Source organism: Novosphingobium aromaticivorans DSM 12444, from assembly GCF_000013325.1.
Taxonomy (GTDB): domain Bacteria; phylum Pseudomonadota; class Alphaproteobacteria; order Sphingomonadales; family Sphingomonadaceae; genus Novosphingobium; species Novosphingobium aromaticivorans.
In genome coordinates, this window is the sequence record NC_009427.1 from 17,239 (window position 1) to 34,950 (window position 17,712).

Sequence of the window (17,712 nt, forward strand, 5' to 3'; positions counted from 1 at the left end):
GGCAGGCCATCACCAAGCCCACGCCAAGGGGAGACAAGACAATGGCCCGTTACATCAGCTTCCGCCGCCCCGACGGCACCCCCAGCTTCGGCCGCCTCTTCGGCGAGACCGTGCACGATCTCGGCGCGCCGGGCGCGGCGGCCTGGCTCAAGGACGCGCTCGACGGCAATCTTGCCGCGCTCGAGGCGACGGCGCAGTATGCCCGCACCGACCTGCGCCTGCTGCCGCTGGTGCCCAATCCCGGCAAGATCCTGTGCGTGGGGCTGAACTATGCCACCCACGTTGCCGAAACCGGGCGCGACCAGAAGGAATATCCCGCGATCTTCACCCGCTGGGCCGACAGCCTGATCGCCGACGGCGAACCGCTGGTGCGGCCGCCGGAAACCACCCGGTTCGACTATGAGGGCGAACTGGCGGTGGTGATCGGCAAGGGCGGCCGCCGCATCCCCCGCACCCGCGCGCTCGATCATATCGCGGGCTATTCGGTGTTCAACGACGGTTCGGTGCGCGACTGGCAGCGCCACAATATCCAGTTCACGCCGGGCAAGAACTTCCCCGGCACCGGCGGCTTCGGCCCTGCGCTGGTCACGCCAGACGAACTGCCCGACCTTGCCGAGCAGCGCGTGCAGACCCGCATCAACGGCCAGCTCGTGCAGGACCAGCCCGTGTCCGACATGATCTGGGACGTGGCATTCATCATCGAGTACTGCTCCACCTTCACCGAGCTTGCCCCGGGCGACGTCATCGCCACGGGGACGCCAGGCGGCGTCGGCGACAAGCGCAACCCACCGCTCTACATGCAGGCGGGCGACGTGGCCGAGATCTCCATCGGCAAGGTCGGCACGCTGACCAACCCGGTCATCGACGAAGCCTGAGCAGCCGCACCCATGGACCCGCGCGACGCCATCGCCAGCATGGGCAACGCCCTGGGGCCGCAAGTGGTCGAAGCCTGCCGCGCGCTGTTCGACGACGAACAGCGCGCGCTGGCGGCGCGGGTACCGGTGCTGGCCGCAGACTGCGTCTATGGTCCGCACGAGCGCCAGCGGCTCGACCTGTATCGCACGGCGAGTGCCGGTGCGCTTCCGGTGGTGCTGTTCGTTCACGGCGGCGGGTTCCGGCTGGGCGACAAGGGGCATGGCGGCGGCGATAGCGGCTCGTGGCAGAACGCGGCCGTCGCCCGGACAATGGCCGAGGCGGGTTTCCTCGGCGCCGCGATGAACTATCGCCTCCTGCCCGATGCCCGCTGGCCCGACGGCGGCGAGGACGTGATCGCCGCGGTCGAATGGCTTCGCGCCAACGCGGCAGGCTTTGGCGGCGATCCGACGCGGATCTTCGTCGTCGGCACTTCGGCCGGGGCCGTGCACATCGCGACCGCGATCATGCTGCGCCCTGATCTTCCGGTGGTGGGCGCGGTGCTGCTTTCGGGGCTCTATGGCCACACCCCGCTCGACGACCGGGACGAGGGCTACTACGGACCGCAGGCAGACTATGCCGCTCGAATGCCGCGCGAGGCGGTTGCATCGACAACGATCCCCTTGTTCATCGCCTGCGCCGAACACGATCCGCCGCGCTTCCAGGCAGAGTTCCTCGGCCTGATGCGGGATCGGCTGGAACGGCAGGGCGCGATGCCGGCGGGCACGATCCTTAGCGGCCACAACCACTATTCGATGGCCATGCACATCGGCACCGGCGACCGCCGCCTTGCCGACGAGATCACGGGATTTATCCTGCGGGCCTGCCGCTGACCGGCAGCACCGCGCCGATGTGCGCAACGCCGCGCGCGGCGGCGAGCTTTTCCTGCCGGTCCCGCTCGCGCGCGGAGGCGCGCTGGGCATCGGTGCGCTCGCCATGGCAAGCCTCGCACGAGACGCCTTCCTCGTAGAGCGGCGATGCGCGCCCCGCTTCGTTAACCGGGCGGCGGCAAGACCGGCACAGGCTGTGGGTCCCGTGCCGCAACCCGTGACCGACGGCGACCCGCTCGTCGAAGACGAAGCATTCGCCGCGCCACAGGCTCTCCTCCTCGGGCACTTCCTCGAGATACTTCAGGATACCGCCCTTGAGGTGATAGACTTCCTCTACGCCTTCGGCCTTGAGGAAAGCGGTGGACTTTTCGCAGCGGATGCCACCAGTGCAGAACATCGCGACCTTCGGCGCCTTGCCTTCGCCCAGCAGGCGCTCGCGCTCGCGCCGGAACCATTCGGGAAACTCGCGGAAAGTGCGCGTCCGGGGGTCTATCGCGCGTTCGAACGTCCCGGCGGCGACTTCGTAATCGTTGCGGGTGTCGATCACGATGGTTTCCGGGTCCGCGATCAGCGCGTTCCAGTCGTGGGGCGAGACATAGGTGCCGACGCTGCGGCGCGGATCGATGTCGGGCTCTCCCATGGTCACGATCTCGCGCTTGATCCGCACTTTCATGCGGTAGAACGGCATGGCCGGGGCGCTGGAATACTTGACGTCGGTCTCCGCGCAATCAGGCTGGGCACGGATGAAGGCGACGACGCGGGCGATGCCTTCGGCGCTGCCGGCAATGGTCCCGTTGATCCCCTCGGGCGCGATCAGCAAGGTGCCACTGATCGCCTCGCCACGGCACAGCGCGTCCAGCGCATCGCGCAGGGCGGCACAGTCCGCGATGCGGGCAAAGCGATAGAGCGCGGCGACGGTAACTGGCGATTCCATGGCGCGCCCCTTAATGGACGCGCCGCGAAATCTCCACTGTTCAGAACGCCGGGATGCCGGTAATCGCGCGTCCGAGGATAAGCGCATGGACGTCGTGCGTGCCCTCGTAGGTGTTGACCGTCTCGAGGTTCACCATGTGGCGGATGACCTGATATTCGCCCGAGATGCCGTTGCCGCCGTGCATGTCGCGGGCAATGCGCGCGATGTCGAGCGCCTTGCCGACATTGTTGCGCTTGACGATCGAGATCATCTCGGGCGCGAAGGCGCCTTCGTCCATCAGGCGGCCGACGCGAAGCGAGGCATGAAGGCCAAGCGTGATATCGGTCATCATGTCGGCCAGCTTCTTCTGGAAAAGCTGCGTTGCGGCCAGCGGGCGGCCGAACTGGTGCCGGTCGAGCCCGTACTGCCGCGCGGCGGCAAAGCAGAACTCCGCCGCACCGAGCGAACCCCATGAAATGCCGTAGCGGGCACGGTTGAGGCAGCCGAACGGCCCTTTCAGGCCCTGCACGTTGGGCAGCAGGGCATCGTCGGGCACGAACACGTCGTCCATCACGACCATGCCGGTGATCGAGGCGCGCAAGGACACCTTGTTCTCGATCTTCGGGGCGGAAAGGCCCTTCATGCCCTTTTCCAGCACGAAGCCGCGAATGCCGCCATCGTGCGCATCGCTCTTGGCCCAAATGACGAAGACGTCGGCGATGGGCGCATTGGAGATCCAGGTCTTGCTGCCGCTCAGCACATAACCGCCATCGACCTTGCGCGCGGTGGTGCGCATCCCGCCGGGGTCCGATCCCGCATCGGGCTCGGTCAGGCCGAAGCAGCCGATCCATTCGCCGCTGGCGAGCCGGGGCAGGTACTTGCGACGCTGCTCTTCCGATCCGTATTCGTAGATCGGGAACATGACGAGGCTCGACTGCACGCTCATCATCGAGCGGTAGCCGGAGTCGACCCGCTCCACCTCTCGTGCGACGAGGCCGTAGGACACGTAGCCCGCACCGGCGCAGCCATAGTCCTCGGGCAGGGTCACGCCGAGCAGGCCCTGCTCGCCCATCTCGCGGAAAATCGCCGGGTCGGTATGCTCGTTGGCAAACGCGTCGATCACGCGGGGCTGGAGGCGATCCTGCGCAAAGGCGCGCGCGGCATCGCGGATCATCCGCTCGTCGTCGGTCAGGAGCCCCTCGAGCCCCAGCGCGTCTTCCCAATCGAACCGGACCATTCCCGCCATATGCCTTGTCTCCTTCGGCGGCCGGTAATTGCACCGACCGCCCACTTCATCAACCGATTAAGGAGCACTGACAGGAAATTACGCCGACTTTTTGCTACGATCCATCGGTAACGAGCGTTCCTCCGTCCACCACCAGGTTGTGCCCGGTAACGAAGCCGCCGGCCGGCGAGGCAAGGAACACCGCCGCACCCGCGACCTCCGCGGGCGTTCCGGGGCGGCGCAGCGGGGTCATCGACATGCGGCGCGCCATGAAGCCCTCGTCAGCCAGCAGAGGGCCGGACAATTCGGTCGCGATGAACCCCGGCGAAACCGCATTGACCCGGACGGCCCGTGGTCCCCACTCCACCGCAAGGTTGCGCGCAAGCTGGGCGACGCCTGCCTTGGCGAGGGCATAGGCATTGATCCGGCCATTGCCGCGCAGGGCTGACAGGCTCGCCACCAGAATGGCTGCGCCGCCCCCGCCCGCCGCGATGTGCGGCAGGGCAAGGTTGCACATCACGACCTGGCTGCGCAGGTTGATCGCCATGACGCGTGCGTAATCGTCCATGTCGATCTCGGCGAAGGGGCCCGCCTTGCCGGTGATCCCCGCGTTGCAAACCAGCACGTCGAGCCGCCCCAGCGAAGCAAGCGAAAACTCGACAAGGGCGGCAAGCTGAAGGTCATCGGCAACGTCGCAGGCGCAGCCGGGCATGCCAAGCTCCGCCGCCACGCGCGCGGTATCGGCCGCATCCTCGCTGGAAATCACGACCCGCGCGCCGGCCGCGACAAGCGCCTCGGCAATCGCGCGGCCGATCCCGCGCGTGGAGCCGGTGACGATCGCGGCCTTGCCGGAAAGGTCGAACAGCGCGTTCATTTGTGGTCCGGCTTGTCCTCGGGCAGCGGTTGCCCGTTGTGGAGATAAGCTGGCGCCTCGATCAGGATGAAGGCGATGCGGCAGGGCTTGTCGGTGGTGTTGCGCCAGAGATGGTTCGTGCCGCGCTGGACGATGATCCCGCCCTGCCGAACGGTCCGCTTCGCACCGTCATCCAGTTCCAGCTCGATCTCGCCTTCGAGGACGATACCGTAATCGATGGAATTGGTGCGGTGCATCGGACTTTCCTTGCCCGGCAGCATGTCGACCACGCGGATCACCGATCCGCCATCCAGCGTGAGGCCCGCTTCGCGCTGGCGACCGTCGGTCTCGTCGTTGTTGTCGGCCGGAACCGTTGCCGTCGTCCAGACGAGCAGGAACGAGGCATCGCCCGAAGGGATCATCCGGGTCGGCGTCACGTCCTCGGACTTGAACACGGCGCGGCCATGCGCGTCATGGCCGGTCACGACGCGCTGGACCGGGGGGAGGCCGGAATCGGAAAGGGCTTCGCTCATGCCTTCACTACCTTCTGCTCGATGGCGCCGAACGGGGCGCGTCCGCTTGCGTCGACCGCTTCCATGCGAACGGTATCGCCGAACCGCATGAATTCCGTCTTCGGTTCGCCAAGATCGATGACTTCGATCCCGCGCCGTTCGGCGATGCACGACGATCCGATCTCGCGGAAATTGGCGTTGGATACGGTGCCCGATCCGATCACCGTGCCAGCGACGAGATCGCGCGTGCGGGCGGCGTGGGCGACGAGTTCGTGGAAGCCATGACCCATCGGCTCGCCATTGGCGGCGCCAAAGCGCCGGCCGTTCCAGTCGACCTCGAGATCGAGGCACACGCGCCCGTTGTGCCAGCTATCGCCCAGTTCCTCGGGCGTCACGGCGAAGGGCGCCATGCCGCACGGGGGCTTGGCCTGGACCCATCCGAAGCCGGTCTTCATTTCCGGCCCGGCAAGGGTGCGCAACGACCAGTCGTTGATCTGGACGACAAGGCGGATGTGGCCCATTGCGTCCGCCGCGCTCGTGCCCATCGGCACCGCATCGACGATCACGCCGAACTCGCCCTCGAAATCGATCCCCAGCGCCTCGTCGGGGAACTTTACGTCGTCGGTCGGACCATAGAACCTGTCGGATGTGCCCTGGTACATCAGCGGCACGTCGGTCCTCGGCTTGGTGATGCCAAGCACCGCGTCCATCAGGTCGCCATGGCTCTGGAACGCGGAGCCATCGAGCCACTGCCAGGCGCGCGGCAGCGGGGCCATGACCTGCGCTGGATCGAGGACATCGGGAAACGCCGCGATGGCGCGCAAGGCCGGTTCGACCTCAACCCAATCCTCGAGCGCCTGCTGCAACGTCGTGACGGGCGCGGGGGCACATGCCGTGCCATCGGGCGAGACGACGACAAGCCGTCCGTCCTTCGTTCCATCGCGCAAGGTTGCCAGGCGCATAGTGCTCTCTTCTCCCGAAATGCTTCGCGATCCTGCCGTTAGGCAGCGGCCCTGAACAGGACAAAGGCATTCGATCGATAGGCTCGCATCGATACAATGCGATGGTCGGTGCGGGCACCGTGATGCAAGGGCGGGGGCAATTGCCAACAACCTTGCGGGGAGACACATGGCCATCTGGCTCAAGCGCGGCGCGGCTGCGGACGTGAAGGCTCAAAGCGACCGGAAGGTCCGCGACATCGTGGAAGCGGCGCTGGCCGACATCGAGCAGCGGGGCGACGATGCCGTGCGCGAGATGAGCGTGAAGTTCGATGGCTGGGACCGCGACGACTATCGCCTCTCCCAGGCAGAGATCGATGCGGCGGTCGACAGCCTGAGCCCGCAGGAACGCAAGGACATCGAATTCGCGCAGGCGCAGGTGCGCAACTTCGCGCAGATCCAGCGCGAAAGCGTGAAGGACGTCGAGGTGGAAACCATGCCCGGCGTCGTCCTCGGCCACCGGAACGTGCCGATCCAGGCGGCCGGCTGCTATGTCCCGGGCGGCAAGTATCCGCTGCTCGCCTCGGCGCACATGTCGGTCATCACTGCCAAGGTCGCGGGCGTGCCGCGCGTGATCACTTGCGCGCCGCCCTTCCAGGGCAAGCCCGCGCGCGCCATCGTCGCCGCGCAGGCCATGGCCGGGGCCGACGCGATCTACGCGCTGGGCGGCATCCAGGCGATCGGCGCGATGGCCATCGGCACGCAGAGCATCGATCCGGTCGATATCCTTGTCGGCCCGGGCAACGCATTCGTCGCAGAGGCCAAGCGCCAGCTTTTCGGCCGCGTCGGCATAGACCTCTTCGCCGGCCCCACCGAAACGCTCATCATTGCCGACGAGATCGGCTGCGATCCCGAAATGGCCGCGACCGACATCCTTGGCCAGGTAGAGCACGGACCGGACAGCCCCGGCGTACTGCTGACAAATTCGGAAAAGCTCGCCCGCGAAACGATGGCCGAGATAGAGCGCCTGCTCCGGATCCTGCCCACCGCCGACCATGCACGCAAGGCATGGGAAACCTTCGGCGAGGTGATCGTGGCCGAAAGCTACGAGGAAATGGTCCGCATCGCCGACGACATCGCCAGCGAGCACGTACAGGTGATGACCGCCGACCCCGATTACTTCCTGAACAACATGACCAATTATGGCGCGCTGTTCCTCGGGCCCCGAACCAACGTTTCCTTCGGCGACAAGGTGATCGGCACAAACCACACGCTGCCGACGAAAAAGGCGGCACGCTATACCGGGGGTCTGTGGGTCGGCAAGTTCCTCAAGACCTGCACCTACCAGAAGGTCCTGACCGACGAGGCATCGGCGCTGGTGGGCGAATATTGCAGCCGCCTCTGCGCACTGGAAGGCTTTGCGGGACACGGTGAACAGGCCAACCTGCGCGTGCGCCGCTATGGCGGGCGCAACGTCCCCTATGCCGGACAGGCGGAGCCGAGCGAGCTGACGCGGGCATGACCGCCCTGCCCCGCACGCCCTCGTTCCGGCTCGACGGACGGCGCGCACTGGTGACAGGCGCGGGCCGGGGTATCGGGCTGGCGATGGCCACCGCCCTGGCCGAGGCCGGTGCGGCGGTCACGCTCGTGGCTCGCTCTGCGGGCGAGATCGAGGCAGCGGCGGCGGCGATCGGCAATGGCGCTGTGGCCGCAACGCTCGACGTTTCGGACCTCGATGCGGTTGCCGCTTTCTTCACGGCGCGCGAGCCGTTCCACGTGCTTGTCAACAACGCCGGAACCAACCGCCCCAAGCCGATGTGGGACGTGACCGAGGCCGACTATGACGCCGTTCTCGACCTCAACCTCAAGGCCGCGTTCTTCGTCGCGCAGGCCTGTGCGCGGCGGATGATCGAGACCGGCACGCAAGGCTCGCTCATTCACATGGGCAGCCAGATGGGCCACGTCGGCGGGCCCAACCGGTCGCTCTATTGCGCGAGCAAGTGGGCGCTCGAAGGCATGAACAAGTCCTTCGCTCTCGATCTGGCAACCCACGGCATCCGCTCCAACACCATCGCCCCGACCTTCATCGAAACCCCGCTGACGCAGCCGATGTTCGCGGACCCGGCGTTCAAGGCCAGCGTCCTGTCGAAGATCAAGCTTGGCCGCATCGGCCGGGTCGAGGATCTTATGGGCGCGGTGCTGTTCCTCGCTTCCGATGCCTCGGCATTGATGACCGGAACCAGCCTTGTCGTCGACGGCGGCTGGACCGCAGAATAGGACTACCACCGATGTTCGAACCCTTCCCCGGAAACTACGTCTGGAACCTTGGCATCAACCTTGCGCTGATCGCGGGCGGGAACCATGGCGAACTAGACGAGGTCTGCCGCCCGGTGCGCGAAGCGGCCAAGGCCGGCGCCGATGCCGGTTCCGCGCTTCTGTTCGATAGCTGGATCGCGGTGGCCGACCAGGTCACCCGGAATGCCGAACGGGACGAGGCCGAGGGCTTCCTCCTGTCAGCCGGAGCCAAGTACCTGCGCGCCTCGGGCTATTACCTCGGCGCGGAACGGCTCCAGAGCCGCGACTATGCCCCGCGCTGGGTGGCCTACGACAAGGGCCTCGAACTCTATCACAAGGGCAGCGCGCTTTCCGGGCTCCATGTCGACAAGGTCGAGATTCCCTACGAGGGTTCGAGCTATCCCGCGATCTTCGTCCACGACGGATCGGGCACGCCGCGCCCGACGCTGGTTTCGGTCAACGGTCTCGATTCGATGAAGGAACAGGTCAACATGGCCGGCCACGGCGCGGTCAACCTCGCGCGGGGCATGAACACGCTGTTTCTTGACCAGCCCGGCACCGGCGAGGCGATCCGCAAGCGCAACCTGCCCGCGGTCTTCGACGCGGAACGCTGGGGCAGCCCGGCCTTCGACTACCTGCTTACCCGCAGCGACGTGATCCATTCGCAGATCGGCATCTTCGGCCTATCGTTCGGCGGCTACCACGCCCCGCGCATCGCCGCGAACGACCCGCGCTATGCACTTTGCGCCGTCATGGGCGCCAACCACGTCTGGGGCCAGCGCCAGCGCGAACGCGTCGCCAACGAGGGCGAGAACCCAGTGCCGCACTACTGGGATCACGTCATGTGGGTCTTCGGGATAGACGACCAGGCGGCCTTCCTCGAATATGCCGACCAGATCACGCTGGACGGGCAGGTAGAGAAGATCCGCGTGCCGTTCCTCATCACCCACGGCGAGAACGACCGCCAGATTCCGGCCTACAACGCGCAGATGAGCTACGACCAGGCAGTGAACAGTCCCAAGCGCACCCTGCGCATCTTCACCCGGGCCGATTTCGAGGTGGAGCATTGCGGCGCCGACAACGGCACCGGCATGCGCGACTACATCGCCGACTGGTGCGCACAGACCTTTGCCGAGATGGCCGGGAACAAGGGCTGACGCGATGGCCGAATTCACCTTCCACCACGGCGGCGTGTCCGTTCCTTCGCTTGACGAAGCGATAGACTGGTATGGCCGCGTCCTCGGCTTCGAGGTGGAGAAGCGCTTCTACATCGAGGCGGCGCGAAGCCACACCGCAATGGTGCGCAAGGGGCCGCTGCGTTTCGAGATCTTCGAGGTGGAAGGCGCCGCGCCCCTGCCCGACGACCGCCGCCATCCGCCCCGCGATGTCAGGACCCACGGCAACAAGCACGTCGCCTTCCGCGTGGCAGACCTCGACGCGTTCCTGGCCGAGATGGAGGAGAAGCAGGTCGACGTGGCCTTCGTTGTGCGCGAGGCCTTCGGCAAGGGTTGCTTCATCCGCGACTGCGCGGGAAACCTGATCGAGTTCGTGGAGGAACCCGACGCCTGAACCGGCAGGCATCGGGCTTTCCGCCGCTTCAGATGGCGTGCTCGTCCTCGTCCGTCAGGTTCGCCAGATCGCCGCCGATGGGCCGCTTGCCGGGCCTGGCACGGCGGTAGGGTTCGAAGCTCTTGCGGTCGTGGTCGAAGGCCATGTCCCAGGGAATGTCGTCGCCCCGGAAGATCGCGGGCGCATTGTGCGACCATAGCAGCGAGCCGAACTTGAAGTCCCACGCGCGCGGCACCCATCCATCGTCGAGATAGTCGGTATCGGCGTGGTACTCGGCCTCGCCCGCGTGCCCCGGAATCTCGCAGTAGTAATAGATCGCGCTGGAAATGCGGTGGCGGGAAATGCCGCCCGACGTATTCATCGTCGTGTTCTTCCAGCCCTTGTTGTCCATGATGTTGGCGCCGAGCATGACCTCGTCAATGTCGTCGCAGCCAAAGGCGATGTGCATGAACTTGAAGTGATCCGGCGCGATCGGAAGGTCGCAGTTCACCCAGAAGATCGAGTGATGCTCGAACGTGCCACCCGCCCGCGCGAAAATGCCCGTGCCGCGCGAATGGTCGACGTAGCGGAAGCCCAGGTGACGCTCGTAGAACTCGAAGCTGCCCACGTAATCCGGGCTGAAGAACACCACGTGGTTGATCGTCTTGGGGGTGGCCTTCCGGCGCCAGATGCGGTGCTGGTTGAAGCGCGGCCAGCTTGACGGCGTGTTGACCGGACTGGCCTCGGACACCACCGGCCGCTTGTCCCACACCCGCAGCGCGATGGGCTGGCCATCGGGGCAGACGCAATGCACGGTCCCGTCCGCATCGCGCGTGACGGCGACTTCGCCGGCAAGGCTCGCCGCGATCCTTTCCAGGTTGTCCGCCGTATCGACGCCCCACACGGTTTCCTTCACCCCGTCGCCGGCGAAGGGATCGGGTGAAGGCAGGCGCGGATCGCCGTGACGCAGTACGATCACCCTGCTGCCCGACTGGAGCCGGAACACCGCCTCGCTATCGCTCGCGCTTTCCAGCGGCAGGCCGAAATCGGTCCAGAAGCGGGTGTGTTCGGCAATGTCCGCCACGCCGAACAGCACGCTTTCGACGCCAAGTACGGCATTGATCTGGGAACGAGGCATGAAATCTCCCGGGAATTTCTCAGGAGCCCGTCATGCCCAACGCGGCGCAAGTCCGGAAACCGAAGTTTCCGGACCCAAGCTATCGACCGCGCGGATGGATCAGACCGGTTCGGCGAGTTTCCTGCGGATCTGGTCCGTCAGAGCGACCGGATCGCCCGCGCGTTCGGGGTGCATGTCCCACTCGCCAAGCTGTATCGAGCTTGTGCCGACGAGCTTCGCCCGCTCGAACCGGCGTTCCATGAAGGCGGCAAGCGCATCGTCCACCGCGCGTTCGGCCAGTTCCTCGGCCAGCACGACCGCATCCTCGACCGCCATGGCCGCGCCTTGCCCCAGGTGAGGCGTCGCCGAATGGGCGGCATCGCCGATGACCACGATGCGGCCCTTGTACCACGGCGCGGGCATGATGCAGGCTTCCAGCGGACGATAGACGACAAGCGCCGGATCGGTGACGTGGGTTGCCGCTTCGGCAAGGAGGCCGCCATAGCCTTCAAGCCGCGCACGCATCTCGTCGGCCAGCGTTTCGGGCGCGAAGCGGGGATTGCCCGGCTCCTCGAACACGGCAAAGATGTACATTTCCTCGGGCGTCAACGGGCAGTAGCCGGCCTTGCCCTTGTCCTTCCCGAGATAGATGTCCGACCACTCAAGGCCTTCCGGGCGCGGCACGTTGTAGCGCCAGACGCCTTGCCCGGTGTATTGCGGCTTCGCGTGAGGCCACAAGGCCTTGCGCACGGCGGAGTAGTTGCCATCCGCGCCGATCACGACGTCGTAGGTGCCCCGCGTTCCGTCGGTGAAGACGACGTCCACCGCATCCCCGCGATCGTCCAGGCTTTCGAATGTCACGCCAAGCCGCACCGGGATGCCGAGCCCAAGGACCTTTTCAGTCAGCACCTTGTGCAGCGCGGGCCGCGTAAGGCCGAGGTCCGATGGCAATCCGTCCACCGCCGTATCACCGGGCAGCTCCTTCAGCACATTGCCGTCCAGATCCAGGAAGCGCGCGCCGCGATAGGCGTAACCCGCCTTCACCGCATCGTCGCCCACGCCCAGCATGTTGAGCGCGCGCACGAAGTTTGCCTGAACGATGATGCCGACGTGATAGACCTTCCAGTCCTTGTCGCGCTCTACCACTTCGACGTCGATCCCGCGCTGGTGCAGGCCGATCGCCACCGCCAGTCCACCGACGCCGCCGCCGATGACCAGTACCCTGGTTGCCTTGTCCATGGTGATGTCCTCTCTATTCGGCCGCTTCGGCCAGGGGTCTCGGGTCCGCCGGGTGATAATGAAGCTGGTCGGGCCGCGCGTAGGTGACGTCCCAATTGGGCTCGCCCTTCATGAAGTCGGGCAGGTTGGTCATGTAGATCGCCGTGCCGAAGGCGCCGTCCCAGATGCGCGGCTTCCAGCCATCGTCGACGCAGTCGCAATCCGCGCCGTATTCGGCCTCGCCGCCTGCCGGGCAGGGAATGTAGAAGAATGCCGCCGAAGTCAGCCGGTGGCGGCCGAAGCCCCAGTTCCAGTCGCCGTAGCTATAGCCGCGCCGGTCGAGGTAGTTCTTCGCCACCATCAGTTCGTCGATGTCCTCGACTTCCCAGTTGGCATGATGGAACTTCAGCGTGCCGTTGAAGCCCGGCATCGGCGCGTGGGCGTCGGCGAGGAACACGTTGTGGTGCTCGTAGCAGCCATCAGCGCGCATGTAGACGCCGAAGCCCTTCTGCATGTCGGTAATGCGGAAGCCGAGCATGTCGCGATAGAAATCCACCGCCTCCTGCACGTCGGGAAAGGTCCAGACGCAGTGGTGTGTGCGCTTGGGCACCGCGCGGTCGATCCACTTGCGCGGCTGGTTGAGCCGGGCGATCCGCCCGACCGTGTTCTGGGGCGTCGGGGCGCCGAACACCGCGCGCGGCTGCCACACCTGCAGTCCGATGGCCTGCCCGAACGGCGTGACGAAATGGACCACCCCCTCGGCATCGGTGGTCAGCGTCACGACCGGCGCAAGCCGCGCCGTCAGGCGGGCAAGGCCCTCGACGCTATCGACCGCCCAGACGCATTCGTGAACGCCCCTGGTGGTCTGTGCCGTCCCCTGCGGCAGGCGCGCATGGCCCTTTGCAAGGAACAGCGATTGCGAACCGTCCGCCGCCTCGAACAGGGCGGACGTGCCGTCCCGTTCGATCAGCGAAAGCCCGAAGTCGGTGAAGAAGCGGACGCAGGCGGCTACGTCCTCCACCATCCATGTCAGCCGCCTGATGCCGATGATCGCCATGCATTGCCTCCGTGAACTGTCGGGAGAGCAATGCGGGCGACGGGCCGTCGCTTTGTTGATCGAGCGCAAATCAGGGACATGAATTGTTTTACTGCCCCTGCATCCATGAAATCGATAGTTTTCAGCTTCTCCGGAACAGCATCGTCATCAGGAACACGAACGTCCTGAAATCGATCAGTTTCAGCGCCGCTCGCGCCTCCTCGGGCGTGAGCTTGGCAACCATCGGCATGGCCCCGAAGATCTTGCCGCGGACGACCAGCGCATTGCCATCACGCTCGACCTTGCGGATGGCCATCAGCTCCTTGTCCTGCGCGTCGAGGATCCTGGCCACCGGCACCTTGTTCGCATTGCTCACTGCACGGCCCTCCCGCAGACCTTGTCGTAGTCGATCCCCATGTCGTCCATCATCTGGATGGCGGTCGCCCGTCCTGCGCCGAACACGCCGCCGCCCGGGTGCATGAACGGCCCCACCAGATAGAGCCCCTCCACCCCCGGCACCCGGAACGAGCCGAGATCCGGCGTCGGGCGGTGTCCCGCAGACTGGTAGAAGAATGGCGCGCAACCATGGATGTCGCCGCGCACGAAGCTTGCCGGGCTGTCGCGCTCATGGTCGACTGGCGAGCGGATCAGGCGGCCGGTGATGTTCTCGTCGGCAAGGTTCGCGTAGAACTTGCGGTACTGCGCCAAGGCGCGGTCGGCGACTTCCTCCTTGCGTTCGTCCCACGATCCGGATCCGCCGGGATGGAGGTCATAGGGCGCGAAGTTCACGCCGTAGAACACCCCGGCGCCTTCCGGCGCGCGCGAGGGATCGAAAATCGTGTTGTCGCCGCCCGCGATCAACCGCTCGCTGACCTCGCCGCGACGAAGCTTGTCGTATTCGAGCAGCATCTCCCGGATCGAGTAGAAGTCCATCAGCTCGGTCATCATCGCGTTGCAGTCGTTACCGACCTTGAGGCGCAGCCGCTCCTTCAGCGTCATGTGCGTGAGATTGATCGAGAAGGTGGACTGGGTCACGCGCTCGGCCCGCTCCAGCACCGGCTCGGGCGTTTCGCCCACGAACTTGCGCAGGACGTGCGGGTGGATCGCCCCGATCACCCCGTCGCGCGCCATGAAGGTCTCGCCGTCCGTCAGCTCGAGCCCGACCGCCTTCCCGCCCGACACGATCACCCGCGCGACTTCGGCATTGCAGCGCACTTCGCCGCCGAAATGCTCGATCGCGCGGACCAGCGCCCTGGAAAGCTGGCCCGAACCGCCCTTGGGCATCGAACAGCCGTAAGTGTGGATGATGCCGGGCATGACGAAGGCGCCCATGCCGGTGCCCAGTTCGTCGGGCATCTGCAGGTTCTCGGTCACCATGCGCACGATGTGGAGCTTCAGCAGGTCGCTCTCGAAATAGGCGTCGACGATGTCGAGCGCGCTGCGCTGCATGAGATCGAGTAGAAAGCGCCCCTCGTCCGACTGGTCCATCATCGCCACGAACGCGCCCAGCGGGAACGGCGGCGAATAGAGCCCGCTGACCAGCATCGGCAGCGCGGTCTGGCTCATCTTCACGAACCGGCGATAGGCTTCGGCGTCCTTCGGCCCGGCGACGCGGGCCAGTTCCTCGCACGTCCGGTCGAGGTCCTTGTAGGAACGGATGACCGTCCCGTCCTCCCAGATCGAGACATGGACGAGGTCCGGATAGATGTATTCCAGGCCGAACCGGGACAGCAATCCCAGCTCGTCCTCGCGCAGCATCGGATTGCCCTGGATCATGATGTGCACGTTGGAATGCTCGTCGTGCCAGAAGCCGGGGTGCAGCAGTTCGCGCGTCGAAACCCCGCCGCCGAAATGCGGCTTGCGCTCCAGCACCAGCACCTTCTTACCGGCCTTCGCCATGTAGGCGGCGGCGGTCAGGCCATTGTGGCCTGCGCCCATGACGACGATGTCGTACTGGCTCATCTCACTGTTCTCCCGCGAAGAAGGAACGGAAACCGGCAAGCCCCGGCACGTGGCTGGCCCCGCCGCCGTCGCAGACGAGGACCTGCCCGGTCACGTTGCGCGCCGCGTCCGAGGCGAGGAAGGCGATGGCCTCGGCAATGTCGCGCGGATCGCCAAGCCGGTCGCGCAGCGTCTCGTCCTCCACGACCTGGCGCAGCGCCGGGGGAAAGGCCTCGCGCAGGGCTGGCGTCATCGTCATTCCCGGCGCCACAGCGTTGCACCGCACCCCGGCCTTGCCGTGGCTGGCGGCAATGGCGCGGGTCATCTGGATCACCGCCGCCTTGCTGCTGGAATAGGCGGCCTGGATCAGGTGGCCCTGCAAGGCGAGATTGCTGACCGTATTGACGATGCACCCGCGCGTCTCGCGCAGGTGTGGCAGCGCGGCGCGGCAGGCGATCATCGTGCCGCGCACGTTCACCGCGAACGTCCTGTCCCACAACGCCGTGCCCATGCGCTCCACATCGCCATCGGCCTGCGCGATCTCGGGCCCGAGCAGGGCGGCATTGTTGTGCAGCACGTCGAGCCTGCCGAAATGCGCGACGGTGCGCTCGACCAGCGTCTCGACCGATTGCTCCTGCTCCAGGTCGAGCGGAAGCGCGATGGCGCCTGCAAGATCGGCGGCCAGTGCCTCGGCCCGTTCGAACGCGATGTCGGCGATCACCACGCAGGCGCCGCGCGCGGTCAGAAGCCGCGCCGTCGCCTCGCCTATCCCGCCAGCGCCACCAGTCACGATGGCCACCTTTCCGTCCATGCGGATTGCGTCGCCCGACATTCGTCTCTCCCACTGTTCTCGTCTTGCGAGACCTCTTAAGACCGGGCAGCAGAAGCGGAAGACGGCACTTTTTTGTGCCCGCTGGAAAGGTGAAACGAGGCTTGGAAACCGCGCAGATCCGAACGGCCATCGCCGCGCTCGCGGCCGAAATGGCCGCCCACGGCCACGATCGGGACGATCCCGCGCGCGAGGTCATGGGCCTGCTCGGCGACCGCTGGTCCACCCTGATCCTTCTGGTCCTGGCGACCGGCGAATGGCGTCACGCCGAACTGCGCCGGACGCTTGCCCAGCTCTCGGCCGAACAGGCAATCTCGCAGCGCGTGCTGACGCTGAAGCTGCGCACGCTGGAACGCGACGGCTTCGTCTTCCGCAAGATCAGCGCCGACGTGCCGCCTCGCGTTTCCTATGGCCTGACGCCGCTTGGCAGGGACCTCCACGGCGAGGCGAGGCGCCTGATCGACTGGATCAACGCCCGTGCCCCCGCGATCCGTACGGCTCGGGCTTCCTTCGATTCCGCCGAAGACTGACGCCTGCTACTTCTGCGGGTGATGCATCCGGTATTCGACCTCGAGCGAGTTGCGGTCGATGTCCGCTGCGGGCGCGATCGGCACGACGTTGCCGGGAGCTGCCGCCTTGCTGGTCGCGGCCAGTTCAAGTTGTTCAACCACCCATCGCAGCGCGCGGTCGTTGTTGTTGGCGATGTTCCATTGCAGCGCCTCCCGGATCGGGGGGATGTCGAACGGGATCTCGCGGATGACGAGCGGCATGTTGCGCACGACGATTTCCGCCATGCGCCGGTGCATCGTCGCGATGCGGCGCGTGCCCACCACCAGTCCCGGCAGCGACAGGAACGAGGGCGCGACCACTTCCACCCGGCGCTGCTGCTTCTGGCGCCGGACGAACCAGTCCTCGAAAGCGGGAACGCGTGCCTTGCCGAAGCGGGCGGAGACGTGGCCCAACTCGAAATAGAGCTGCCGTGTCATCGGCTCCGCCATGGCGGGATTGTCCGCCGCGCCCACGACGACGTAATCGTCCTCGAACAGGATCTGGCTGGGGTGATCTGACGAGATCGCGTAGTCGATCGTCAGAAGCAGGTCGATGTAGCCGCGCTCTATCGCCTCGATCGGCGCGTCGTGCATCGGCTGTATTTCGAAGCGCATGCTGGGCGCGCATCTCTCCATCGTCGCAAGCGCATCGGTCAGCAGGACTTCGGTGGAATAGTCCGAGGCCATGATCCGGATCACCCGGTCGGTCGTCGCCGGATCGAACGGCGGGGCCACCGCCACCGTCGTGCGGATCTGTTCCAGCACTGCGCGAACGGGCTCGATCAGCTCTTCCGCTCGCGCGGTGAGGATCATGTTGCGCCCCTTCACCACCAGCAGTTCGTCGCCGAAATATTCGCGCAGGCGGCCCAGCGCGCTGGAGGTCGCGGATTGCGAAAGGCACAGACGGTCGGCCGCGAGGCTCACGCTGCGCTCCGTCAGCAGGGCATCGAGCGCCACCAGCAGGTTGAGGTCGAGCCTTCCGAACCGCATCGCCATC

Annotated in this window: 19 protein-coding genes; 7 read left to right on the forward strand and 12 right to left on the reverse strand. The window is 66.2% G+C overall.

Annotated elements, in window-relative coordinates; translation table 11 throughout:
- The first annotated feature begins 41 nt into the window (after positions 1-41).
- Both SARO_RS17955 and SARO_RS17960 read left to right on the forward strand, forming a co-directional pair.
- Positions 42-875 (forward strand): fumarylacetoacetate hydrolase family protein, encoded by an 834-nt coding sequence (locus SARO_RS17955; protein WP_011906663.1) that lies wholly within the window; start codon positions 42-44, stop codon positions 873-875.
- A gap of 12 nt (positions 876-887) precedes the next feature.
- On the forward strand, positions 888-1,745 hold the full coding sequence (locus tag SARO_RS17960; protein WP_011906664.1) for an alpha/beta hydrolase: 858 nt from the start codon (positions 888-890) through the stop codon (positions 1,743-1,745).
- Here the strand turns inward: SARO_RS17960 and SARO_RS17965 are convergent.
- The 5 genes from SARO_RS17965 to SARO_RS17985 all read right to left on the reverse strand — a co-directional run bounded on the left by SARO_RS17965 (position 1,723) and on the right by SARO_RS17985 (position 6,207).
- Positions 1,723-2,676 (reverse strand): rhodanese-related sulfurtransferase, encoded by a 954-nt coding sequence (locus tag SARO_RS17965; protein WP_011906665.1) that lies wholly within the window; start codon positions 2,674-2,676, stop codon positions 1,723-1,725. The genes SARO_RS17960 and SARO_RS17965 overlap by 23 nt on opposite strands.
- A gap of 40 nt (positions 2,677-2,716) precedes the next feature.
- Positions 2,717-3,901, reverse strand: a complete 1,185-nt coding sequence (locus SARO_RS17970) for an acyl-CoA dehydrogenase (RefSeq protein WP_011906666.1) — start codon at positions 3,899-3,901, stop codon at positions 2,717-2,719.
- Positions 3,902-3,995: 94 nt separating this feature from the next.
- Complete coding sequence (locus tag SARO_RS17975) at positions 3,996-4,754, reverse strand: SDR family NAD(P)-dependent oxidoreductase (protein WP_011906667.1); 759 nt, start codon at positions 4,752-4,754, stop codon at positions 3,996-3,998.
- Entirely contained in the window at positions 4,751-5,266 is a 516-nt protein-coding gene (locus tag SARO_RS17980; protein WP_011906668.1) for a cupin domain-containing protein, read from the reverse strand. Before SARO_RS17980 ends, SARO_RS17975 begins: the two co-directional genes overlap by 4 nt.
- A complete protein-coding gene (locus SARO_RS17985; protein ID WP_011906669.1) occupies positions 5,263-6,207 on the reverse strand; it encodes a fumarylacetoacetate hydrolase family protein in 945 nt (314 codons plus the stop codon). The genes SARO_RS17980 and SARO_RS17985 overlap by 4 nt, the downstream gene beginning before the upstream one ends.
- 166 nt (positions 6,208-6,373) lie before the next feature.
- Here SARO_RS17985 and hisD point away from each other — a divergent pair, with 166 nt between their 5' ends.
- The 4 genes from hisD to SARO_RS18005 are packed head-to-tail and all read left to right on the forward strand — an operon-like array spanning position 6,374 to position 10,047.
- The gene (gene hisD, locus SARO_RS17990; RefSeq protein WP_011906670.1) at positions 6,374-7,705 is read left to right on the forward strand and encodes a histidinol dehydrogenase; all 1,332 of its coding nucleotides are present in this window, start codon (positions 6,374-6,376) and stop codon (positions 7,703-7,705) included.
- A complete protein-coding gene (locus SARO_RS17995; RefSeq protein ID WP_011906671.1) occupies positions 7,702-8,460 on the forward strand; it encodes an SDR family NAD(P)-dependent oxidoreductase in 759 nt (252 codons plus the stop codon). The genes hisD and SARO_RS17995 overlap by 4 nt, the downstream gene beginning before the upstream one ends.
- Positions 8,461-8,471: 11 nt before the next feature.
- The gene (locus tag SARO_RS18000) at positions 8,472-9,635 is read left to right on the forward strand and encodes an alpha/beta hydrolase (protein ID WP_011906672.1); all 1,164 of its coding nucleotides are present in this window, start codon (positions 8,472-8,474) and stop codon (positions 9,633-9,635) included.
- Positions 9,636-9,639: 4 nt separating this feature from the next.
- Positions 9,640-10,047: a VOC family protein gene (locus SARO_RS18005; protein ID WP_011906673.1), complete on the forward strand. Its 408-nt coding sequence runs from the start codon at positions 9,640-9,642 to the stop codon at positions 10,045-10,047.
- A gap of 28 nt (positions 10,048-10,075) precedes the next feature.
- On the opposite strand, the gene SARO_RS18010 is transcribed toward SARO_RS18005, so the two are convergent.
- The 6 genes from SARO_RS18010 to SARO_RS18035 form a co-directional block, all read right to left on the reverse strand.
- Positions 10,076-11,164, reverse strand: a complete 1,089-nt coding sequence (locus tag SARO_RS18010) for a VOC family protein (RefSeq protein WP_011906674.1) — start codon at positions 11,162-11,164, stop codon at positions 10,076-10,078.
- Between the two features lie 99 nt (positions 11,165-11,263).
- On the reverse strand, positions 11,264-12,382 hold the full coding sequence (locus tag SARO_RS18015) for an FAD-dependent monooxygenase (RefSeq protein WP_011906675.1): 1,119 nt from the start codon (positions 12,380-12,382) through the stop codon (positions 11,264-11,266).
- A 13-nt stretch (positions 12,383-12,395) separates the two neighbouring features.
- Complete coding sequence (locus SARO_RS18020) at positions 12,396-13,418, reverse strand: VOC family protein (RefSeq protein ID WP_011906676.1); 1,023 nt, start codon at positions 13,416-13,418, stop codon at positions 12,396-12,398.
- A 121-nt stretch (positions 13,419-13,539) separates the two neighbouring features.
- Positions 13,540-13,773, reverse strand: coding sequence for a hypothetical protein (locus SARO_RS18025; protein WP_011906677.1), 234 nt, complete (start codon positions 13,771-13,773; stop codon positions 13,540-13,542).
- Positions 13,770-15,359, reverse strand: a complete 1,590-nt coding sequence (locus SARO_RS18030) for a phytoene desaturase family protein (RefSeq protein ID WP_011906678.1) — start codon at positions 15,357-15,359, stop codon at positions 13,770-13,772. Before SARO_RS18030 ends, SARO_RS18025 begins: the two co-directional genes overlap by 4 nt.
- A 1-nt stretch (position 15,360) precedes the next feature.
- Positions 15,361-16,170 (reverse strand): SDR family NAD(P)-dependent oxidoreductase, encoded by an 810-nt coding sequence (locus SARO_RS18035; RefSeq protein WP_011906679.1) that lies wholly within the window; start codon positions 16,168-16,170, stop codon positions 15,361-15,363.
- Between the two features lie 101 nt (positions 16,171-16,271).
- Between SARO_RS18035 and SARO_RS18040 the strand changes: the two genes are divergently transcribed.
- Complete coding sequence (locus tag SARO_RS18040; protein ID WP_011906680.1) at positions 16,272-16,697, forward strand: winged helix-turn-helix transcriptional regulator; 426 nt, start codon at positions 16,272-16,274, stop codon at positions 16,695-16,697.
- 6 nt (positions 16,698-16,703) lie between these two features.
- Here the strand turns inward: SARO_RS18040 and SARO_RS18045 are convergent, their stop codons facing one another.
- Entirely contained in the window at positions 16,704-17,711 is a 1,008-nt protein-coding gene (locus tag SARO_RS18045) for a LysR family transcriptional regulator (protein ID WP_218119690.1), read from the reverse strand.
- Position 17,712 lies beyond the last annotated feature (1 nt).